Source organism: Niallia sp. XMNu-256 (genome assembly GCF_036670015.1).
GTDB lineage: Bacteria > Bacillota > Bacilli > Bacillales > Cytobacillaceae > Bacillus_BD.
The window spans coordinates 933489-955704 of sequence record NZ_CP137636.1 but is presented as its reverse complement, the minus strand read 5'-3'; the positions used below and the strand labels follow the sequence as shown (position 1 = coordinate 955704).

The 22216-nt window shown below is 36.0% G+C and carries 17 protein-coding genes and 3 riboswitches; of the genes, 6 read left to right on the top strand and 11 right to left on the bottom strand.

Annotated elements, in window-relative coordinates:
• Nucleotides 1-233: 233 nt before the first annotated feature.
• Complete coding sequence (locus R4Z10_RS04835) at nucleotides 234-2090, bottom strand: sensor domain-containing diguanylate cyclase (RefSeq protein ID WP_338472074.1); 1857 nt, start codon at nucleotides 2088-2090, stop codon at nucleotides 234-236.
• Nucleotides 2091-2480: 390 nt separating this feature from the next.
• Between R4Z10_RS04835 and rpsD the strand changes: the two genes are divergently transcribed.
• The 6 genes from rpsD to R4Z10_RS04805 all read left to right on the top strand — a co-directional run bounded on the left by rpsD (nucleotide 2481) and on the right by R4Z10_RS04805 (nucleotide 10555).
• The gene (rpsD, locus tag R4Z10_RS04830) at nucleotides 2481-3083 is read left to right on the top strand and encodes a 30S ribosomal protein S4 (protein WP_338472073.1); all 603 of its coding nucleotides are present in this window, start codon (nucleotides 2481-2483) and stop codon (nucleotides 3081-3083) included.
• A gap of 286 nt (nucleotides 3084-3369) precedes the next feature.
• Nucleotides 3370-4995, top strand: coding sequence for a PucR family transcriptional regulator ligand-binding domain-containing protein (locus R4Z10_RS04825; protein WP_338472072.1), 1626 nt, complete (start codon nucleotides 3370-3372; stop codon nucleotides 4993-4995).
• 232 nt (nucleotides 4996-5227) lie between these two features.
• Nucleotides 5228-6514, top strand: coding sequence for an MFS transporter (locus tag R4Z10_RS04820; protein ID WP_338472071.1), 1287 nt, complete (start codon nucleotides 5228-5230; stop codon nucleotides 6512-6514).
• Between the two features lie 15 nt (nucleotides 6515-6529).
• Nucleotides 6530-7711: a M20 family metallopeptidase gene (locus tag R4Z10_RS04815; protein WP_338472070.1), complete on the top strand. Its 1182-nt coding sequence runs from the start codon at nucleotides 6530-6532 to the stop codon at nucleotides 7709-7711.
• Nucleotides 7712-8023: 312 nt separating this feature from the next.
• Entirely contained in the window at nucleotides 8024-9205 is a 1182-nt protein-coding gene (locus R4Z10_RS04810) for a M20 family metallopeptidase (RefSeq protein WP_338472069.1), read from the top strand.
• Nucleotides 9206-9313: 108 nt separating this feature from the next.
• On the top strand, nucleotides 9314-10555 hold the full coding sequence (locus R4Z10_RS04805; RefSeq protein WP_338472068.1) for an MFS transporter: 1242 nt from the start codon (nucleotides 9314-9316) through the stop codon (nucleotides 10553-10555).
• A 73-nt stretch (nucleotides 10556-10628) separates the two neighbouring features.
• On the opposite strand, the gene R4Z10_RS04800 is transcribed toward R4Z10_RS04805, so the two are convergent.
• From R4Z10_RS04800 to R4Z10_RS04755, 10 genes are all read right to left on the bottom strand, one after another.
• Nucleotides 10629-11186: a 5-formyltetrahydrofolate cyclo-ligase gene (locus tag R4Z10_RS04800; protein WP_338472067.1), complete on the bottom strand. Its 558-nt coding sequence runs from the start codon at nucleotides 11184-11186 to the stop codon at nucleotides 10629-10631.
• Nucleotides 11187-11423: 237 nt separating this feature from the next.
• A complete protein-coding gene (lpdA, locus tag R4Z10_RS04795) occupies nucleotides 11424-12818 on the bottom strand; it encodes a dihydrolipoyl dehydrogenase (protein WP_338472066.1) in 1395 nt (464 codons plus the stop codon).
• A 139-nt stretch (nucleotides 12819-12957) separates the two neighbouring features.
• Nucleotides 12958-13263 (bottom strand): iron-sulfur cluster biosynthesis family protein, encoded by a 306-nt coding sequence (locus R4Z10_RS04790; protein ID WP_338472065.1) that lies wholly within the window; start codon nucleotides 13261-13263, stop codon nucleotides 12958-12960.
• A 23-nt stretch (nucleotides 13264-13286) separates the two neighbouring features.
• Nucleotides 13287-14165, bottom strand: coding sequence for a lipoyl synthase (gene lipA / locus R4Z10_RS04785; RefSeq protein WP_338472064.1), 879 nt, complete (start codon nucleotides 14163-14165; stop codon nucleotides 13287-13289).
• A 107-nt stretch (nucleotides 14166-14272) separates the two neighbouring features.
• Nucleotides 14273-15766, bottom strand: a complete 1494-nt coding sequence (gene gcvPB, locus R4Z10_RS04780; RefSeq protein ID WP_338472063.1) for an aminomethyl-transferring glycine dehydrogenase subunit GcvPB — start codon at nucleotides 15764-15766, stop codon at nucleotides 14273-14275.
• Nucleotides 15759-17111 (bottom strand): aminomethyl-transferring glycine dehydrogenase subunit GcvPA, encoded by a 1353-nt coding sequence (gene gcvPA, locus R4Z10_RS04775; protein WP_338472062.1) that lies wholly within the window; start codon nucleotides 17109-17111, stop codon nucleotides 15759-15761. The genes gcvPB and gcvPA overlap by 8 nt, the downstream gene beginning before the upstream one ends.
• A 1-nt stretch (nucleotide 17112) precedes the next feature.
• A complete protein-coding gene (gene gcvH, locus R4Z10_RS04770) occupies nucleotides 17113-17496 on the bottom strand; it encodes a glycine cleavage system protein GcvH (RefSeq protein WP_338469628.1) in 384 nt (127 codons plus the stop codon).
• A 94-nt stretch (nucleotides 17497-17590) separates the two neighbouring features.
• A complete protein-coding gene (gene gcvT, locus R4Z10_RS04765) occupies nucleotides 17591-18706 on the bottom strand; it encodes a glycine cleavage system aminomethyltransferase GcvT (RefSeq protein WP_338472061.1) in 1116 nt (371 codons plus the stop codon).
• A gap of 121 nt (nucleotides 18707-18827) precedes the next feature.
• Nucleotides 18828-20078, bottom strand: coding sequence for a serine hydroxymethyltransferase (gene glyA, locus R4Z10_RS04760; RefSeq protein ID WP_338472060.1), 1251 nt, complete (start codon nucleotides 20076-20078; stop codon nucleotides 18828-18830).
• A 175-nt stretch (nucleotides 20079-20253) separates the two neighbouring features.
• Nucleotides 20254-20361: riboswitch (glycine riboswitch) on the bottom strand.
• Nucleotides 20362-20459: riboswitch (glycine riboswitch) on the bottom strand.
• A 93-nt stretch (nucleotides 20460-20552) separates the two neighbouring features.
• A complete protein-coding gene (locus R4Z10_RS04755) occupies nucleotides 20553-21941 on the bottom strand; it encodes an amino acid permease (RefSeq protein ID WP_338472059.1) in 1389 nt (462 codons plus the stop codon).
• A 160-nt stretch (nucleotides 21942-22101) separates the two neighbouring features.
• A riboswitch (glycine riboswitch) is annotated at nucleotides 22102-22201 on the bottom strand.
• Between the last annotated feature and the right edge of the window lie 15 nt (nucleotides 22202-22216).

Genomic DNA, 22216 nt, shown 5'->3' with positions numbered 1-22216 from the left:
TATTCCCAATTCATCCATATTTCGCTGCAATACATAAAAGATTCGACTTATTATCGCTGTATCCTTTAATATTAGCTCGACAAAAAACTCAAATTTTCTATCTATTTCGATAAGGCGAAACTTTCATCAGATGGGGGGTTCTTTCATCCCCCACCTATCTTCTTTTATTTTACTCAAAATCTTGAGGTAGAGGCCTTATGGAGCCGTTAAGCTGAGAAATAGCAAAAAGCTCCTTATGAGAGGAGCTTTAATTGTGTCACTACTTTATTTTTCCCAGTTTCTTTTGCCGTATATAAAGCTTGGTCAGCTCTTTTAAATAACGAAGTATACGTATCGTTATCTTCGCTCTGCCAATGGGACACCCCACATGATACAGTAATCTTCGGATTTGACAATTCTCTCACTTTTTTTACTAGTCTATCAGCAATGTGGACGCCAATTTCTAATGGAACTCTAGGTAAATAAACTGCAAGTTCTTCTCCACCCCATCTAGCTCCAATATCAGTAGAACGAATATTTGCTCGAATAATCTCTGCCACTTGGATAATCACTTCATCACCAATTTGATGACCATAAGTATCATTAATTACTTTAAAGTTATCAATGTCAATCATGATAAACGTTCCTTCTGCATCAAGATTCATGGATTCTTTAATTTTTTCATCCAAATAATTACGAGAATACAATCGAGTTAAATAGTCTGTAATGACCATCTTTTCAAGTTCTTCTCTTAAAATTGTATTTGTAAAGGCCAAGGTGGAATGATGAATTAATGACTTTAGTAATTTAAAGGTTTCAAAAGAGAATGCATAGGTGTCCTGGTGTAATACTATAACAAAACCATTTAATAAGTTTGCTTGTAACATAGGTACGACCATGATTGACTTATAAACCGGTACAGATGAATTTCCTTCTGTTAAAGGCAATTTGAATTCACCTATAAAAATCGAATCAAGATCTTTTATCACCCGGTTTTTGGCAAAGTCAATATACGGCCTAGACCAGTCAGTAAAAAAGAATTCTGTGCTTCCCCCGTGAACCTTTATGTCCTTGTTTTTAGGGTTAATCCCTATAAACCCTACTTCCTCAGCGCCTAACGATAAAATAATTTGCTCTGACATATATTGCATCGTATCTTTTAGTCTTAGACTAGAATTTAGCCGCTGGCTCGTTTCATTAATTAGTTGCAAATCAGCAACTAATCGTTTGGATTGCTCATAAAGTTGGGCATTTTCCATCGCCACACCTGCAGTTTTAGCAAGGAGGGAGATAAATTCTACCTCGTTTTTGGGAAATACAAGAGAATTCGTGGTATTTATTTGCAATACCCCATAAACTCCCTGTTTTCCTTTTAATGGAGCATACAAAATGGATTTCTCTTCTTCAGAAGAATTCTCAAATTGCAAAGTTCCTGTAACATAAGCTTCCATAAGTGCATTGTTTTTACTATCATAATCGAACTCTTTAATTGGGAGCCCATCATGCTCTTTATAATCCTGGGACAAAAGCAAATCGTAGGTAAAATCAGGATAAATTTCCCGTAAAGACCCGATGATTTCAGTTAATACTGATTCCATATTCATCGTTGAATGAACCTTTTCAGTGACCCTAAATAACTGCTTGTATCTCTTTTGCTCAGAGATTAAATTGATTAGAAAGTTAAGTTTTTCTAAAAAGCAAAGACATTCCTGACTTAATGTTACAAGGAAAGATAATGATAAATGATAAGTATTTTTATCATGTCCAACAAGGATGAGAAAACGTTGAAAGGACTCTTTTTGTTTAATTGGGATAATCCAGCCATAACGATTCGCATTCAATGAAAATTTAGATGGACTTTGGTAGTTAATACGATCTAGTTCACTTCCATCCAACTTAAACTCAGGATTTGTAGTAACTTCAATTATCAGTTCTTGTTTATAGTCGTTAAATATACAAAGACCTGCCTCGTGAAAATTTAATATTTCTTGAATGACTTTTAGCATTTCAAGTATAGTAGGTTCATATTGAAGTGGACATGAATTCTTTGTAATAATATTATATAATTGAGATTTTATATTTAAAATAAGCCGCTCCTCAACCGTTTCCATGGAATCCTCACCTAATTTTCGATCACTATTTAATAAATGTAGGTCTTTTTTACTTCATTATACTATATTCCGAATTCTTAATGTTACCTCTTAGCTAATGTAGGAATAAAATTCACTTTATTGTCGTACTTTCCCATTTTACACACCTTTTTTTATTAATTCAAAAGGATATACTTGACAACTATATCCTTTTAATCTTATAATATTCTTTGTGTAAAATATCGCAGCTTATGTGAATCCTTTTTTGGCTACATTTTGTTCCTCGTTGATGACGGTGTATGAGTAACCCTCTGCTGCAGGGCGAATGTACATAAAAAACAAAATGCCCAAGAAAGACGTCACATCTGTTTTTATTTTACCAAAAATAAAAACAAAGAGGAGGAGTCATTCATGGCTCGTTATACAGGTCCAAGTTGGAAACTGTCTCGTCGTTTAGGAGTTTCTTTAAGCGGCACTGGTAAAGAATTAGAAAAGCGCCCTTACGCTCCTGGACAACATGGTCCAAACCAACGTAAAAAATTATCTGAATATGGTTTACAATTACAAGAAAAGCAAAAGCTTCGCCATATGTACGGTTTAAATGAAAAACAATTCCATAACTTATTCGTTAAAGCGGGTAAAATGGGTGGTATTCATGGTGAAACCTTCATGATTCTTTTAGACTCACGTTTAGATAATCTTGTTTACCGTTTAGGCTTAGCGCGTACTCGTCGTCAAGCTCGTCAACTTGTTAACCATGGTCACATTTTAGTAGATGGCAAGCGTGTAGATATTCCATCTTACCGCCTGCAACCTGGTCAAACAATCGGTGTACGCGAAAAATCACGTAACCTTGATATCATCAAAGAAGCAATCGAAGTGAACAACTTTGTTCCTGATTACTTAACTTTTGATGCAGACAAGCTAGAAGGAACATTCACTCGTTTACCAGAACGCTCTGAACTTCCAGCGGAAATTAACGAAGCATTTATCGTTGAGTTCTACTCTCGTTAATATTAGCTTAATTATTTTAATGCTAATAAAACCCTTGAAATGTTGTTAAAACAACGTTTCAAGGGTTTTTTATTTATTATTATTCTTTTACTATATATCCATCTATTTACTTTGCTTAAAAAGTATGGATTTTTTCTTTATGTCCCCATTCTTTCACTATTCAACATTTGAAGAAAATCCAATTTGTTCCAATCATACTTTACTTCTCTATTAGCCTATAATCTTTATTTTCATTTTGCTATAATGATAACATTCGACATTTTATATAGAAAGTAGTTGAGAAATCATGGGTATCTACGTGAGAGATATGCTTAAATCTGAACCTTTCAAAGATTTTAAATTAATAGCTGGACATAAAGGACTTGACAATCAAATACAAGGTATTGCCGTAATGGATGCCCCTGACAGTTTCGAAAGATGGAGTTATGGCCGAGAGTTAGTAATCACATCAGGCTATGTATTTTATAAAAATCCAGGATTATTCGAAAATATTATAGAATCAGGCGACTTGAACAAAATATCAGCTTTTGGGATAAAATTAGGAAGGTTCATTGATCATATACCAGAGCATGTGATCGCAGCTTTTGATCAGTATAATATCCCTTTAATAAATATCCCGTTAGAGTATTCATGGATGGGAATCATGAATCAACTGAATGTTCTTGTTATGAATCAAAGCATTAGACAGTTCAATATCAGGAACACGAATCCAAACAACTATTCTAACCTCTCCTATCAGGTTAGAAAGATCGATAAAATATTATCTCAAATTGAGAAAGAAATGAATTTCCCTGCCATGCTCTATGACTTATCAAATGAAAAAGCCTACTATAGTTCTCCAGCCTTTTTGAAGCTGGCTGACCAACTAGAGATAGAAGACTTTTGGGAACCTTCCTTCGATTATACTAAAGAAATTCTTTGCAATAATCTAAACATGGTTCGTTATCGATTCTTTGATGATAAATATGTTCGGCCCTATAGTTGGATTACGGTTCCAATTACAGTCGGCGATAAAATAGAAGCATACTTCGTAGTAGTTGAAGCTACAGATCTGATAGACTATTTCGATCAATTTGCTCTACGGATTGGCTTTGTATTGCTTCAATCCTTATATGAACAATTACTCATTGCTCAGAACATTGGTGATGCAGGCTTTGAAAAGTTTATTGCTGATTACTTATTAGGAAACCTATCCAATCACGAAATAATCGCTAAACGTGCAACAGATTTAAAGCTAGATATAAATTTAAAGTATTATTTGATATTAATGACGCAAACGAACAACGATATACAACTATCAAGTTATAAGGATATCGTAAAAAATACAGTCTACACAAATACTAGTTACACTGATATCAGAATGGCGATCCTTGATGAAAATAGCTTTATTTTTCTCATTCCGAAAGATGAAACCCTTTCGCACGAAAAAAATTTAAAGCTTGTTAGAAAGTATTTTAGAGAACTATACAATAAACTAGAAAGAAAAGTAGATAATATAAATCTTTTGTTTGGAATATCTGATAAAAGCGATACAATATTTGAATTAAAAAGAAATTATACAAGATGTGAAAAGACAATAACGAATGGCAAACTGATATTTCCAAATAAAAATTACCTAGTCTACTCAGATTTAGGAGCATTTGCATGGATAGATATCCAAAAAGATGAAGTTGAAATGATGCTTAAGGATTTAAAGAAGTTATTCGATCACGATGAAAATAAGGAATTAATCGATACCTTGAAAGTCTATCTCGATTGCAACATGAATTATAGTCATACAGCAAAAAAGCTTTATCTTCATATTAATACGGTAAGAAAGAGAATTGAACATATAAAAGATCGAATTCATATTGAACTAGAGGAACCTCTAGATCGACTAAAATTAGAAATATTACTCAATCTGCTTAACTAATAGCTAAAGATGCATACAAACAGCCTCTCTCATTGTTTGTGAAAAAAATTTCATTTTATCAAGCAAAAATGAAATTTTTTAACATTACGTAAGCGCTATCATTCCTATACAATAAAACTATAGTTCAGCTGAATATTTATAACCTTGTTTACATTCTACAAAGCAAGGGTAAATCAAGGGTAATTCAAGGATGTTAGCGATTACCACTTTTAAATTTTTGGGAGGAGTAAGTATGCCAAAGAGAAAAGGTTTATTTTATGGTTGGTGGATCGTATTAGCCGGTCTTTTATTAATAACAATAACTGTTCCATTTACAAGCGCATTAGTTAGTCTTTATATGATTCCAATTACAGAAGAGTTCAATATTCCTCGTAGTGCTTTTACATTAACAACTACGATTATTGCTGTATGTGGAATTATTTTATCACCCATTGTCGGGAAGATGGTTCAAAAATACAATGTAAAAATGATTTTATCTATCGGTATTATCGTTTTCTCTCTTTCCTATATGTCTTATGGGATCGCACAATCGATCTTTCACTTGTATATTTCCGCAGCATTTTTAGGTGTATCCTTCGCTTTCTGTGGAAACTTAACAACACAGATTATTATCGTTAATTGGTTTAAAAAGAGTAGAGGATTAGCCATGAGTATTGCAATCTCTGGTATTGGTTTAGGCGGTTTTATAATGAGCCCTATCATCGCAAATCTCATTACAAACTTTGGCTGGAGACAAACCTATTTTATCATGGGACTTGTTATTCTAATTATCGGCCTGCCTATTGCATTACTCATCATGAAGAAAACACCTGAAGAGGCTGGTCTAAAACCATATGGAGCAGATGAAGTAGAAGATCAGAGTTTAAATACAAAGGCTGAAACTGAAATAGACATTACACCAGCCGAAGCTAAGAAAAAACCTTTTTTCTACATTTATATGATAGGAATCTTTACTCTAGGTTTAATTACAACGGGCTCTCTTCAGCAAATAAACCCATATGTCAGTGATATGCATGGAATGGCTTATGCCGCAACAATTGTTTCCATATATTCTTTATTAGGGATCTTTGGTAAATTAATTTTGGGCTGGCTTAGTGATAAATTAGGCGTTATTAAATCTGGAACCCTTGGATATTTAGCTATATCCGTTGCCTTTATCCTATTATTATTTGGACAAAATAAACCAATTTTAATCATAATGGCGATTTTCTTTGCACTAGGAAATGCAGTTGCGAGTGTATCTATTCCACTTTATGCCAGCCATATTTTTGGTACTAACAACGCTGGAGTAATGATGGGAATCACAAACAGTGCATTTCAAGTAGGTATGGCTTTAGGTGGAGTGCTCACTGGAGCAGTATATGATCTAATGGGTTCTTATACATGGGCATGGATCGGATTAACGGTTATCGCATTACTGTCCATGGCTTGTATTTCATTATCATATACTATTTCAAGAAAGAAATATTCTAGTGAAGTTAAAGAATCTGCAAAATTGTATACTGAACGAGTAAACTAGAAAAGGATGAGTCTGATGAAAAGTAAATTAATAGAAATGTTAGAATCTCGTAAAGAAGAAATCATTGAAATTCGTCGCTATTTACACGAAAATCCAGAGTTATCATTCCAAGAAGAAAAAACAGCTCAATATATTGCTGATTTTTACCATGGAAAAGATGTTGAAATCCAAACAAATGTAGGAAATGGTTATGGGATGGTAGTCACGATTAAAGGCGAAAAGCCTGGAAAAACAATCGGCCTTCGAGCAGATTTTGATGCTTTACCAATTTTCGAAGAAACCGATGTGCCATTTAAATCCAAAAATGAAGGAGTTATGCATGCATGTGGACATGATGGACATACCGCTTACCTTTTAGTTCTAGCTGACTGTCTCATTCAACTAAAGTCAGAAGTTGCAGGTACCATCAAAATTATTCATCAGCATGCAGAAGAGACACCTCCAGGCGGGGCAAAAAGTATTATGGAATCAGGTCTCTTAGACGACTTAGATGCAATTTTTGGCATCCATTTATTCCCTTTTGATTCAGCAGGAACAATAGGATATCGAAGCGGATATGCAATGGCAGGAAGAACCTATTTCAAACTTAAAATTCAAGGTGTTGGCGGGCATGGCTCTTCCCCTCACAGCGCAAATGATTCCATTGTTGCTGGAGCATATTTTGTCACAGCAGTCCAAACCATTATTAGCCGTCGATTAAATCCATTTGATGTTGGGGTCATCACCATTGGATCTTTTGATGGAAAAGGCACATTCAATGTTATTAAAGATAGTGTCGAACTTGAAGGTGATGTACGCTATATGACAGTTGAAACACAACAATTGATCGAAAAAGAGGTTCGCCGTATTGTAAAAGGGATTGAAGAAGAATTCGGGGTTAATTGTGAATTAACATATACTGCAGATTATCCGCCATTATATAATGACCCTGAGATAACCTTATTTGTGAAGTCTACTCTTGAAAATACGAACGATCCAGATATTAAGGAAATCATAGAAGGTCCTATGCTCTCAGGATCAGAAGACTTTGCCTATTATCTTGAAAAGATCCCTGGTTGTTTCTTCTACATTGGGTGTAAGCCTAAAGGCGTTGAGAAGGCTTATTTTAATCATCACCCAAAATTTGACATTGATGAAGATGCTCTATTAGTTGCAGCAAAATCAGTTGCTCAAGTTGTCTGCAGTTACTCTGAATAAGGAACAATAATTTTGTAGTCAGTCAAATAAAGCAGGTTTAGAAAAACTTATTCTAAACCTGCTTTTTTATATCCTAAAATATTATTTCATGAAAAAAATTTCATTCTAAGGATTAAAAATTAAAAATTTTAGCATTACGTAGTGTTATCAAAAAATATACAATATAGTTATCCTTCCATCCATCAGTTACCTTGATTTTGAATAGCAAGATCAATTGTATTGTAAGCGATTACCAATTTGCTATTCACTGTTAATCAAAAAGCTTTATGTTAATACATACCAATTAGTTGAATCAAAAAGGAGGATTTCATTATGAAAAAACAATTAATGGAAATGTTAGAGTCCCGGAAAGAGGAAATCATCGAAATTCGCCGTTATTTACATGCAAATCCCGAAGTTTCGTTTCAAGAAGAAAAAACAGCTCAATATATTGCTGATTTTTATCATGGTAAAGATGTAGAAATCCAAAGAAATGTTGGAAATGGTTATGGGATTATAGTGACAATCAAAGGTGGAAAACCTGGGAAAACTATCGGCCTTCGAGCAGATTTTGATGCTCTACCAATCGTAGAAGAAACGGATGTGCCATTTAAATCTAAAAACGAAGGAATTATGCATGCATGCGGGCATGATGGCCATACAGCCTATCTTTTAGTTCTTGCTGACTGTTTGATAAAATTAAAGTCTGAGATTACGGGCACTATTAAAATAATCCATCAACATGCAGAGGAAGTACCGCCAGGCGGAGCAAAAAGTATTGTCGAATCTGGTGTTTTAGAAGACCTAGATGCTATATTCGGAATCCACTTAATGCCAAATATACCTTTAGGCTCTATCGGGATCCGCAGTGGCTATGCGATGGCTGGAAGGTCCTATTTCAACCTGAAAATTCAAGGTGTTGGCGGTCACGGCTCTTCTCCTCATTCGGCAAATGACTCAATTGTTGCTGGCTCACATTTTGTTACAGCTGTCCAAACAATTATTAGTCGTCGATTAAACCCATTTGATGCTGGGGTGATCACGATTGGCTCTTTCGACGGAAAAGGCACCTTTAATGTAATCAAAGACAGTATTGAACTTGAAGGTGATATTCGCTATATGTCTGTTGAAACGCAGCAAATAATTGAAAAAGAGGTCCATCGCATTGTAAAAGGTATTGAAGAAATGTTTGGAGTTAGCTGTGATTTGACCTATACAGCAGATTACCCTCCTTTATATAATGATCCAGAAAAAACAGCCTTTGTTAAAGCGTCTCTAGAAAAAATGAACGATCCAGATATAAAGGAAATCTTTGAAAATCCGATGATCTCTGCTTCAGAAGACTTTGCATACTATCTTGAAAAAATTCCTGGATGTTTCTTTTATATAGGATGTTGTCCAAAAGGAGTAGAAAATCCTTATTTTAATCATCATCCAAAATTTGATATTGATGAAGATGCACTTTTAGTGGCTGCAAAATCAGTTGCCCAAGTCGTTTGTAGTTATTTTGAATAAGTAACAAAAGGACCCTCTCTTGTTTTTTACTCAAAGAACCTTAAAGCGAGGGTTATACTGCACATATGATTTAATAATACTATTGAATACTTATTAAGGGGAAAATTAATGGCAATTTCTAAAAGAGAATTACACGATCAACAAATGGTAGGGAAGAACGCTGAACAAGAGGTTAATAATAGAAGTGAAATTTGGCTAGTTACAGCTTTAATGTTTGGTTATTCGTTGCTATACATGGACAAAAATATGATTTCAACTGCAATTATCCCTATTGCAGAGCAATATAATTTCACAACCAGTCAGACAGGTTTAATCATGAGTATATTTTTCTTAGGTTATTCCTTAATGCAAATTCCAGGAGGATGGCTAGCAGATAAAATTGGTTATAAAAAGGTATTAATTCTATCTCTATCCCTAATTTCTGTGTTTACATTTGCATTTGGTTTTGCCGGAAGCCTAATTTTATTTATCTTAATTCGTTTCTTCGCAGGTGTTGGTCACGCTGGTTATCCACCTAGTACTTCAAAAAGTATTGCCGAAAATTTTTCAAAATACAGAAGAACATTTATCCAGTCCCTAATATTATCTACAAGTGGTATTGGAGGATTCTTAGCTTTTCTAATTGGAGCAAGATTAATTGATTGGAGCTGGAACTACGCTTACTATGTAGTAGGCACATTATTTCTCATTTCATTATTACTGGTCATTTTCTTTGTTCCAAGTGATACAACCATAGAAAAAAAGAAAATGACATCCAAACAGACAAGTTTTAAATCAGTCATTTTCAATCGAAATGTACTAACCTTATCTGTTGTTATGATATTGGTCAATATGGCTTTTTACGGAAATATGTCGTGGCTTCCTTCTTTCTTAAAAGAAAAATTCACATTATCAATTAGTACAGTAGGAACGATCCTAGCAATAAATGCAGTTGGAGGAACAATCGCTTCATTATTAGCAGGAATACTATTAACAAGATTTTTTGCTGATAAAGAGAAAGCTTTATTTTTAAGCAGTGCAATCGTTTCATCATTAGCATTTGCTGGGTTGGTGGTTACCAATTCATTGGCACTCTCAATTGCATTATTATATTTGCTTACATTTTGTATAACGATTTTCTTTGTTGGAGTGTTTTCTTGGCCACATAAGATTTTGCCTGAAAAAGTAATTGGATCATCTATTGGGGTCATCAATACGGGTTCTACACTTGGAGGCTTTATTGCTCCAGTGACATTTGGAGCTCTGATTACTCTATTTGGTGGATCTTTCTCAATTGTGTTTATTAGTTTGTCAGTAGTAATGGTTCTCGCGGGGTTAATAGTTCTAACAATTAAGACAAAAGATAGTTAATAAATATCCTAAAAAAAATGATAATCTCCTAATGGAGGTTATCATTTTTAGTGCATTATATTGTTCTCACTTATCATTTATAATGTCCATTTTCAGTAATAATATGTTGAACCGGAATATCATATGGATCTGTAGGTAGTGACTCTTTTAATTGTAGTGTAGATACTAAAGAGACAGTCTTATTTGGAAAGTCTGCTAAAAACCGATCATAATACCCTCCCCCAAAACCTATTCTGTATCCCTTCTGTTCATATAGTACGCCAGGAACAATGATTAAATCTAGATGTGTCTTTGGAATTTCAACCGTTTCCTCTGGTTTAGGTTCTAAAAGGTCATAGTAAACCTTTTCTAATTGATCATAATGATTAATTTGGTAAAAAATCATACTTTTATCTGATGGGTAACATTTAGGTGCGGCAATCGTTTTTCCCTGTTCCCAGCCAGTTTCAATGATTTTCCTAGTGTCCCACTCAAACCCTTGGGACATTGTTACTCCAATAGTATTAGCCTCAGCCCATATACTAGAATTTAATAAATGATCTGTTAACCGCTTCTCTATTTCTATTTTTTCCTGTGAAGATAATGCCTTTAATGAAGCAATCATATCATTTCGGAGTTGTGCTTTATCCATTTTATCACCTCAAATTTAATTTATCCTATTAACGTGTTTTACCCTAAATTAACACCCGTTTACACTTATTTCTATTAAAGTCTATAACGACCATCCTTAAGTTAATAAATGTACAAAAAATAGGAGTCTATCCTATTTTTACTTTGGAGTTAGATAGTAGACAAACTCCTGAATAAAAGAACAGACTCCCTATATTAATCATAATTGTTTCTATATATTTGTATAAAAAACTTACGATTATGCGTGAAGCTCGATACCCTCTACTGCAAGTGCAGCCTCTCCAATTGCTTCAGATAGAGCAGGGTGTGGATGAATTGTATTTGCAATATCCATAGATGTTGCATTTAATACTTGAGCAAGAGCAGCTTCAGTAATCATATCTGTTACATGTGGTCCAACCATATGTGCACCTAACAGTTTATTTGTTCCTTCTTCAACTACAAATTTGACAAAGCCGTCTGAATCCCCTAGTACAAGTGCTTTACCAATCGCACGGAATGGGAATTTACCAGTTTTTACAGCGTAGCCTTTTTCTTTTGCTTGATCTTCTGTTAAGCCTACACTAGCTACTTCCGGGCTAGAATATACACATTTAGAAACAAGAGCAGGATCAAGTGGTGAAGGATTTTTACCTGCAATATGTTCAACAGCGATAATTCCTTCATGAGAAGCAACGTGTGCAAGTTGTAATCCGCCAATAACGTCACCAATCGCATAGATATTAGGCTCATTTGTTTGATAGAACTCATTTGTTTGGATGAAACCACGATTTAATTCAATTGCAGTATCTTCAATACCAATTCCTTCAACAAGCGGCTGTCTTCCTACAGAAACTAATACTTTATCAGCAGAGTAAGAAACCTCTTTTCCTTTTTGCTCAGCCTTAACGGAAACACCATCACCTTTTTCTAATGTTTCAGGCAGAACTTTTGCATTTGTTACGATTTTTATTCCTTTTTTCTTCAATAAACGTTGAACTTCTTTTGAAACATCTTTATCTTCAGTTGGAAGAATTCGGTCTGCAAATTCAATAACCGTTACTTTTGTACCGAAATCGTTAAGCAGAGATGCCCATTCAATACCGATAACTCCGCCACCAACAATAATGATAGACTCTGGCAATGACTCCATTTGTAATGCTTCATCAGAAGTCATAACATATTGTCCATCTATTTCAAGACCTGGTAACGTTCTCGGACGAGAGCCAGTCGCAATAATCACATTTTTTGTGTTTAATAGAACTTCTTCATCATTATTTAATTTTACAGACACAGAATTAGCTTTTAAGCTTCCGAATCCATCATAAACATCGATGTTGCCTTTTTTCATTAAATGTCCGATTCCGTTAAATAATCGATTCTGTGTCTCTTCTTTACGAGCTTGTACTTTTGTAAAATCAAGACTAACTTCAGGAGCAATGACTCCGAATTCTTCTGCTTTTTTAGTATTTGTATAAATTTCTGCACTTCTTAGCAATGCTTTACTAGGAATACAACCAGCATGAAGACAAGTTCCACCTAATTTCGCCTTTTCAACAACTGCTGTTTTTAATCCTAATTGAGAGGCACGAATAGCTGCAACATATCCGCCAGGACCTCCACCAATAAATACTACATCATACTCTTGTACCATTTAATCTCTCTCCCTTTATATATGCTAAACCGATACAATACTTATAAAAAGACAGGAAAATTATTAATAAACTAGTTTATTTTTCTCTACTGTCTATATTTTTTATAAAATTTTTAATGCGTAAAGTATCGTTTATTCTCTAGTTGATTTCAATCGAACATGCACTTGAAGCAAAACTTTCTCCTACAAGAAAGCCTTGTTCATCGTTATAATCAATTTGCGTTTCTTCGTCTAAATAACGTTTTGAAAACCGATCGATTGCAATTTTAATATCCTCATATTCAATGATGGTATCACCTACACGTGGTTCATCAAAAATGAGTTTAAATGCAACAGACACACCACATCCACCTGCTACATTGGCATCAATTCTCGGAGAATGTTCTTCCGTTAATACCATTTCCTTCAGCTTATTCAACGCTGCCTCTGTTAATGTAATAATCACTGAACTCTCCCCTTTCGTTTGTACTACATATTTGCTTTTGCCGCTGAGACTTGTTCGTCTGCATGATAAGACGAGCGTACAAGTGGACCTGATTCACAGTGACTAAATCCTTTAGACATTGCAATTTCCTTTAATTCATTGAATTCATCTGGACTCCAATATTTTTGAACTGGCAAATGCTTTTTCGAAGGCTGTAAGTACTGACCAAGTGTGAGAATATTCACATTGTTAGCTCGAAGGTCATCCATAGCTTCAATTAGTTCTTCTTTAGTTTCTCCAAGACCAACCATAATACTCGATTTCGTTGGAGTATTTGGATTGATTTCTTTTGCACGTCTTAAAAATTCAAGTGAACGTTCATAAGTCGCCCGTGCTCGAACAGACGGAGATAAACGTTTGACTGTTTCTATATTATGATTTAAAATATTCGGATTTGCATCCATTAATGTTTTTAAGTTGTCATAAACCCCGCCCATATCAGAGGGTAGGACTTCAATGCTACAAAATGGATTGCGACGCCTTACTGCTCTTACAGTCTCTGCAAATACAGCTGCTCCTCCGTCTTTTAAATCATCGCGAGCCACAGCTGTAATTACAACATGCTTTAAGCCCATTTTTTCAACTGATTCTGCTACGCGCTCTGGCTCTTCCCAATCTAATTCTGTTGGTAGACCGGTTTGGACCGCACAAAAACGGCAGGCTCGGGTACACATGCCTCCTAAAATCATGAAAGTAGCTGTTTTTCGTTCTGCCCAGCATTCATGAATATTAGGACATTTAGCTTCCTCACAAACGGTATGAAGCCTTTCTTCCCGCATCATCTTTTTTATGCCTTTATAATCTTCGTTCGTATTTAACTTTATTTTAAGCCATTCCGGTTTGCGTTCTTTCACCTGGGTCATGTTGTCATACTCTCCTATACCAGAATTTGCCTAGTTAGTAGACATTATTTAAATATAACACCAAGAATGAATGAGCATACACCCTTCATTCTTGGTGGCTATGTTATTTAAGCCTTAACGGTCTCTCTTGCCTTATCCGCAGCTTTTTCTTTTGTATAGCGTAATACAGGATTTCTTGCAGCCAACACTTCATCTAAACGGCCAATTACCGTTGTATGTGGGGCTTCTAGAACAACTTCTGGATTTTCTTCAACTTCTTTTGCAATTTGAATCATTGCATCCGCAAAAGCATCCATTGTTTCTTTTGACTCGGTTTCAGTCGGCTCAATCATTAAACACTCTTCCACGTTTAATGGGAAGTAGATTGTTGGTGGATGGTAACCAAAGTCAAGCAGACGTTTTGCCATATCAAGCGTACGAACGCCAAGTTTCTTTTGTCTTGAACCAGACAAGACAAATTCGTGTTTACAAAGTTGTCCTTGATATGGTGAATCAAAGTATGGCTCAAGTCGCTTACGTAAGTAGTTCGCATGAAGAACCGCACCTTCAGAAACTTCACGTAAACCAACATTTCCTAATGTGCGAATATAAGTATAAGCACGAACATTAATTCCAAAGTTTCCAAAATACCCTTTTACTCGGCCAATCGATAATGGATAATCTGAATTTAGTACAAATTTATCGCCATCTTTTTCAACACGTGGTATTGGTAAGTAAGGAAGTAAAACCTTCTTAACTCCTACTGGACCTGAACCTGGACCACCACCGCCGTGTGGGCCTGTGAATGTTTTATGAAGGTTTAAATGCACAACATCAAAGCCCATGTCACCTGGTGTTGTTTTCCCTAAAATCGCATTGGAGTTTGCTCCATCATAGTAAAGTAATCCGCCTGCTTCATGAACTACTTCAGCGATTTCTTTAATTTCTTTTTCAAACAATCCAAGTGTATTAGGATTTGTCAACATTAAAGCAGCTACATCACTGTTTACATGTTTCTTCAACTCGTCTAAGTCAACTAATCCATTTTCATTAGATGGAATCGTAACGGTTTCATAGCCTGCTACAGTCGCACTTGCTGGGTTCGTACCGTGTGCAGAGTCCGGAACTAGTACTTTTGTACGGTTTTCACCTTTTTGCTCATGATAGGCTCTAACCATCATTAAGCCAGTCCATTCCCCTTGTGCACCTGCAGAAGGTTGTAGAGTTACTGCATCCATACCTGTAATCACAGCTAGCTCTTCTTGTAAGTTGTACATAAGCTCAAGTGCACCTTGAACCGTTTCAGTTGGCTGATCTGGGTGAATGCGGCTAAAACCAGCTAAACGAGCCACATCTTCATTAATTTTAGGATTGTATTTCATCGTACAAGAACCGAGTGGGTAAAAACCGTTATCGATTCCATGGTTTTTATTAGAAAGTGCTGTATAGTGACGAACAAGGTCTAGCTCAGCTACTTCCGGAAGTTCAGCTTCTTCATCACGAATCAAGTGTTTAGGGAACTTATCTTCTAAGTTTACACTGTCAACATCACTTTTCGGAAGGCTGTATCCAACGCGACCTGATCGACTGATTTCAAAAATTAGATCGTTATACTCAAGCATTTACAACCGCCTCCAATGCTTCTACAAATTGGTCAATTTCTTCTTTTGTACGTTGTTCAGTTACTGCAAGTAGCATTTGTTTCTCTTGACCATAGTCATTACCTAAGTCAAAACCACCAATGAATCCTTTTGCAAGAAGCTTTTCATTAACTTCCTTAACAGGACGTGGAAGTTCTACAACAAACTCATTGAAGAATGGTGATTGGTTCAAAACAGTAAAGCCTTTGTTTTGAAGAGTTTTCGCCATATAGTCTGCCTTCTCAATGTTTTGCTGTGCCATTTCACGAATTCCATTCTTTCCAAGAGCTGACATAGCAATAGAAGAAGCAAGGGCATTCAATGCTTGGTTTGAACAAATATTAGATGTAGCTTTATCACGACGGATGTGCTGTTCACGTGCTTGTAGTGTTAATACAAATCCACGTTTGCCATTATCATCATGAGTTTGACCAACGATACGTCCAGGGATTTTACGCATGTATTTTTTCTTTACTGCGAAATATCCGCAATGTGGGCCTCCAAAGTTCATAGGGATGCCAAGTGGTTGCATATCACCGACCACAATGTCAGCACCTAATTTCCCTGGAGATTGTAAAAGTCCTAATGCTAGCGGGTTTGAACTAACAATTAAAAGAGCACCATTTTCATCAGCAATTTTCTTAATTTCAGCTAAATCTTCAATAGAACCAAAGAAGTTTGGATATTGAACAAGGACAGCTGCTGTATCTTTGTCGATTTGTGATTTTAATTGATCTAAATCCGTTACATCTGCAGAAAGACTTACTTCTTCTACTCCGTAGTTTTGTCCTTTAGCAACCGTTTTTAAAATCGAGCGTGATTGCGGATGAACTGCCTTTGAGATCAATACTTTAGAACGTCTTGCTGACGCAACCGCTAGAGAAGCAGCTTCTGCTAGAGATGTGAAACCGTCATACATAGATGAGTTCGCTAAATCCATTCCAGTTAATTCAGCAACCATAGTTTGGAATTCAAACATTGCTTGTAATTCCCCTTGGCTGATTTCTGGCTGGTATGGTGTATAGGCTGTATAAAATTCAGAACGTGAAATCATATGATCGACTACACTTGGGATGTAGTGATCGTACGTACCTGCTCCCAAAAACATCGGATATTGATCTGCATTCACATTACGTGCAGCCAGTCTATTCATTTTCTTCATTAAAATAGGTTCTGGATCTGCTTCAGGAATGTTTAATTCACCTTTTAAGCGAAGCTCGGATGGGATGTCTTCAAACAACTCTTCAATAGAAGACATACCTAAGAATTCGAGCATTTCCTTTTTATCTTGTTCTGTATCAGGAAGGTATCTAAAAGTATTGGTCATCTTATTCTTCTCCTTCGTTAACGAACGCTAAGTATTCTTCCTCACTCATTAGTGATTTCAATTCTTCTGTATTTGACAATTCAACTTCGACTAACCAACCAGCTTCAAGAGGTTGTTCGTTAACTGTTTGTGGAGCATCTTCTAATTCCTCATTAACAAGAACAACAGAACCTGAAACAGGTGAAACTAAATCAGAAACAGCTTTTACTGACTCAATAGAACCCATTGCTTCATTTGCTGTTACATCGTCGCCTTCTTCTGGGTTTTCAACGAACACGATATCCCCTAATGAATTTTGTGCATAATCAGAGATTCCGATTCTTACGCGATTTCCTTCTAATTGTTGTACCCACTCATGATCCTTGCTATATAGTAAATTTGACATTAAATATCTTCCTTTCACTAGTTAGTAATTTATAATTTTAAATTTGTAAAGGAGCACTATGTACTTTGTTTATCAGACATGCTCCTTACAAAAATTAACCTCTTTTATAGAATGGTGTTTTTACGACAACAGCGTCTACTAATTTATTACGAACTTCGACTTTGATTTCAGTTCCCACTTTGGCATGGTCAACCGATAATAAAGCAAGTCCAATGCTTTTCTTTAATGTTGGTGATTGAGTACCAGATGTAATAACACCGATTTCCTCATCTCCTGAAGCTGAGAATACTTTATAACCATTACGAGGTATTCCTCTTCCTGTTATTTCAATTCCAGCAATACGACGTTTCACGCCTTCTTCTTTTTGTTTTGCAAGAGCTTCTTTTCCAATAAAATCGCTTTCCTTGTTTACTTTAACAGCAAAACCAATTCCAGCTTCAAGTGGAGTAATGTCTTTTGAAAGTTCTTGACCGTATAGAGCAAGTTTTGCTTCAAGACGAAGTGTATCACGAGCTCCTAGTCCACATGGTTTTAATCCATCTTCATTACCAGCTTCTAAAAGCTTATCCCATAGTTCAGCAACTTTATCAGCTGCTAGATATAGTTCGAAACCATCTTCACCTGTGTAACCAGTACGGGATACTAGTATATCAGTAATTCCAGCAACAGTTATATTTTGAGCAAATTGGTAGAATGCAATTTGTGTAAGATCAATGTCTGTTAACTTTTGCAAGATACTTTCCGCTTTTGGACCTTGAAGGGCAAGCTGTCCCACTTCACTTGAAATATTTTGAAACGATACGTCACCTTTAAGGTGTTGATTGATCCACTCGTAATCTTTATCAATATTAGCTGCATTAGGTACAAGCAGGTACTTTTCATCAGCTAATTTATAAACGATTAAATCATCAATTGTACCGCCTTCAGGGGTGCACAGAACTGTGTATTGTGCTTGGTTGATGTTTATCGTTGTTATGTCATTTGTACCAATACTATTAATGAAGCTTTCAGCGTCTTTTCCTTCAATTATAAACTCTCCCATATGGGAAACATCAAAAAGACCAGCTGCATTACGAACAGCCTCATGTTCTTCTAAAATGCTAGAGAACTGAACTGGTAGTTCCCATCCACCAAAATCAATCACTTTTGCTCCATGTTTCTTATAGGTTTCAAAAAGCGGCGTACGCTTTAATCCTGTTTCTGCACTCATGACTAAACCTCCACTTCAAATTTTCAACCAAATAATATGTGAATGATAAGGTCCTACCTTATAGGACCTTATCGTATCAAATATCAAAACTACTATGAAATTTATTGCTTAATCCCTACTCTTAAGCATGAACGGGTTGTGCAAAGATTGGAAATGTATCACAAATAGCTTTTGTAGTCTCTCTTGCTTTTTCGATAACTTCCTTGTCACCCTTACTCTTTAATACAGCAGCAATAACTTCACCGATTTTTACCATTTCTTCTTGTTTCATTCCACGTGTAGTTAATGCAGCCGTTCCCATACGAACACCACTTGTTACAAATGGACTTTGTGGGTCATAAGGAATTGTGTTTTTATTAACCGTAATTCCCGCTTCTTCAAGTAGGATCTCAGCTTCTTTTCCAGTTAGATCCCATGGACGTGTATCTAAAAGAACAAGGTGGTTATCCGTTCCGCCAGAAACAAGTGAAGCGCCTTCTTTTACTAAAGTTTCTCCAAGTACTTTTGCGTTGTCAATTACTTGTTGTGAATACTCCTTAAAGCTTGGTTCTAATGCTTCCTTAAATGCAACTGCTTTCGCTGCGATGATATGCATTAATGGTCCACCTTGAAGCCCAGGGAATACTGCTTTATTGATAGCTTTAATGATAGCTTCATCATTTGTTAAAATAATTCCGCCACGAGGACCTCTTAATGTTTTATGAGTTGTACTTGTTACAACATCAGCATATGGAACTGGTGATGGGTGAAGTCCAGCTGCAACAAGACCTGCGATATGAGCCATATCCACCATGAATTTTGCTCCTACTTTATCAGCGATTTCTCTAAAGCGTGCAAAATCAATCGTTCTTGAATAAGCACTTCCTCCAGCAATGATCATTTTCGGTTGCTCTTTTTTCGCAATTTCTTCTAGCTCATCATAATCAATAAGATGAGTGTCTTCTGTTACACCATAGGATACAATGTCAAACCATTTTCCTGAAAAGTTCACAGGGCTTCCATGTGTTAAGTGTCCACCATGAGAAAGGTTCATCCCCATTACCTTATCTCCAGGTTGTAATAATGCGAAGAATACTGCAAGGTTTGCATTTGCACCTGAGTGTGGCTGAACATTGGCATATTTAGCACCAAATAATTTTGTTAAACGCTCAATAGCTGCTTCTTCTGCCACATCAACAAACTCACAACCACCATAATAACGCTTTGCAGGATATCCTTCTGCATATTTGTTTGTCATTACACTTCCCATTGCCTCTAAAACATTTTCACTTACGAAGTTTTCAGATGCAATTAACTCCAACGTTTGAAGTTGACGGCTTCTCTCATTTTCAATAGCCCCAAAAATAGTTGAATCGTTTTGTTGTAAACTCATTCAATATTCCCCCTAGAAATTTAGTTCAGATTTTTTGGTGTTACAGCACTACTCATGTTGAAAACTATGATTCTACATTGCTACTGAACTACTTTTCTGTGAACACGATCAACTTTCGGTCCATGCCCTTTTTTTGCGCACAAAAAAAGGGCAGAAAAGGGCAGTCGTAGCACTGTTACCCTTCTCTGTCCTTTTACCTGAGAGATTAACTCTAAAATTCTGAATATATAGAGTATTCCCCTTTGGTGGCGTATTCGCATACGCGCTCTCCAGAGTTGCGTCACGTTGTAGTTCCGTCTACCTGAGAGATTTGTTTCAAGGGTCTTTTTGAAACTTGCTCCTTCGGTGGCTAAGTTTATTGCACTCTCCCACAACATTCATCCGCAATATTTAATTTTGTAATATTAGAATAAACATAAATAATTGGAAAGTCAACTATTTTTTAAGCGTTTACATTTCTCCTAATAAAGTTAATTAATTTCCCGCAATCTGTTCATCATTTAAGATTTCTGCTTGATTAATATTCTTCTTACGGAACATGTAGATTGCAATTAACATGATAAACCAAACAGGAGTTACAAACAAGGCGATACGAGTATCCTCTGCAAATCCAAGAACTACAACTACAAACGCTAGAAACGCAAGAATTAAATAATTCATAACTGGATATAACGGCATTTTAAATGTATTTTCTTTTGCCAAATCTGGTCTTGTTTTGCGATATTTCATATGACAAATGACTGTAATCGCCCAGATGAATATGAAACATATAGTAGAAATACTTGTAATGAGTGTAAATACTCCTTCAGGCATGATATAGTTTAAAATAGTTGAAATTAATACAACTGCAGTTGAAAATAATAAGGCGTTTGCTGGAACTTGGCGTTTATTCAGTTTTGCCATTTTTACAGGTGCATTTTTCTCTTTTGCAAGTGAATAGACCATCCGGCTTGTACTGAACATTGCACTATTCCCCGCTGATGCGGCAGATGTTAGAACGACAAAGTTTATAATACTAGCTGCAGCAACAACACCCATAGCTGAAAAGACCTGTACGAATGGACTTGCAGTTGGCACGATCTCATTCCATGGATACACACTCATAATGACAATCAATGCTCCAACGTAGAAAATAAGAATCCGAATTGGAATGTTATTGATCGCTTGTGGAATTACTTTCTTAGGATTTTCTGTTTCACCCGCTGTAAGTCCTACTAGCTCAATGCCAACAAAGGCGAAAACAACCATTTGGAATGAGAGTATAAAGCCGTTCATCCCATTCGGAAACATCCCGCCATGACTCCATAGATTTGTAAGGGTTGCAGGACCCGAATTCGTAGTAAAGCCAGTTATAATTAAAAAGATACCGGTTACAATCAATGCTAAGATTGCAATAATTTTAATTAATGCAAACCAAAATTCCATTTCACCGAAAAGTTTAACGGTTGCTAGATTCATAACTACTAAGATTGCTAAACACATTAATCCTGGTACCCATTGCGGTACTTCTGGAAACCAATACTGGAAATACATACCTACTGCTGTTAAATCAGCCATTGCAAGTGAAATCCAGCAAAACCAGTATGTCCACCCCGTTATAAATGCTGGCATTTCTCCTAGATAATCTCTCACAAAGTCGACAAAAGAATGATAACCTAAATTACTTAATAGTAATTCTCCTAATGCACGCATGATAAAAAATAGAAATACACCTGTAATCAAGTAAGCAAATAAAATCGATGGTCCTGTTAAATGAATCGACTTCCCTGCACCTAAGAATAGACCAGTTCCGATCGCTCCTCCAATCGCAATCAATTGGACATGTCTGTTTTTCAAACCCCTTTGCAGTTGCTGTTCCTGCATGTTTCTCCCCCCTAATTCCTTTATTAATATACTTTTGAATAAGCATATCTCTTTATCCAAAAAAGGACAGAGAAAAATAGGCTTATCCTACTTTTCTCTGTCCTTTTACCTGAGAGTATAACCCCTTTGGTGGCCAATTAATTGGCTCTCTCCAGAGATGCGTCCTATTGCAGTCCTTTTACCTGAGAGATTTTTCCTTATTACAAGGATTTGCTCCTTCGGTGCTAAACTAAATGTCTAGTCTCTCCTACAATAATCATCCGCCTAGATTTATT

What these genes read in the sequence shown, in the direction of transcription:
- rpsD (WP_338472073.1), top strand. Translation starts at nt 2,481, where the DNA reads ATGGCTCGTTATACAGGTCCAAGTTGGAAACTGTCTCGTCGTTTAGGA.
- R4Z10_RS04805 (WP_338472068.1), top strand. Translation starts at nt 9,314, where the DNA reads ATGGCAATTTCTAAAAGAGAATTACACGATCAACAAATGGTAGGGAAG.
- R4Z10_RS04810 (WP_338472069.1), top strand. Translation starts at nt 8,024, where the DNA reads ATGAAAAAACAATTAATGGAAATGTTAGAGTCCCGGAAAGAGGAAATC.
- R4Z10_RS04815 (WP_338472070.1), top strand. Translation starts at nt 6,530, where the DNA reads ATGAAAAGTAAATTAATAGAAATGTTAGAATCTCGTAAAGAAGAAATC.
- gcvPA (WP_338472062.1), bottom strand. Translation starts at nt 17,111, where the DNA reads ATGACCAATACTTTTAGATACCTTCCTGATACAGAACAAGATAAAAAG.
- R4Z10_RS04835 (WP_338472074.1), bottom strand. Translation starts at nt 2,090, where the DNA reads ATGGAAACGGTTGAGGAGCGGCTTATTTTAAATATAAAATCTCAATTA.
- gcvH (WP_338469628.1), bottom strand. Translation starts at nt 17,496, where the DNA reads ATGTCAAATTTACTATATAGCAAGGATCATGAGTGGGTACAACAATTA.
- R4Z10_RS04755 (WP_338472059.1), bottom strand. Translation starts at nt 21,941, where the DNA reads ATGCAGGAACAGCAACTGCAAAGGGGTTTGAAAAACAGACATGTCCAA.
- lipA (WP_338472064.1), bottom strand. Translation starts at nt 14,165, where the DNA reads ATGACCCAGGTGAAAGAACGCAAACCGGAATGGCTTAAAATAAAGTTA.
- gcvT (WP_338472061.1), bottom strand. Translation starts at nt 18,706, where the DNA reads ATGAGTGCAGAAACAGGATTAAAGCGTACGCCGCTTTTTGAAACCTAT.
- glyA (WP_338472060.1), bottom strand. Translation starts at nt 20,078, where the DNA reads ATGAGTTTACAACAAAACGATTCAACTATTTTTGGGGCTATTGAAAAT.
- R4Z10_RS04825 (WP_338472072.1), top strand. Translation starts at nt 3,370, where the DNA reads ATGGGTATCTACGTGAGAGATATGCTTAAATCTGAACCTTTCAAAGAT.
- lpdA (WP_338472066.1), bottom strand. Translation starts at nt 12,818, where the DNA reads ATGGTACAAGAGTATGATGTAGTATTTATTGGTGGAGGTCCTGGCGGA.
- R4Z10_RS04800 (WP_338472067.1), bottom strand. Translation starts at nt 11,186, where the DNA reads ATGGATAAAGCACAACTCCGAAATGATATGATTGCTTCATTAAAGGCA.
- gcvPB (WP_338472063.1), bottom strand. Translation starts at nt 15,766, where the DNA reads ATGCTTGAGTATAACGATCTAATTTTTGAAATCAGTCGATCAGGTCGC.
- R4Z10_RS04820 (WP_338472071.1), top strand. Translation starts at nt 5,228, where the DNA reads ATGCCAAAGAGAAAAGGTTTATTTTATGGTTGGTGGATCGTATTAGCC.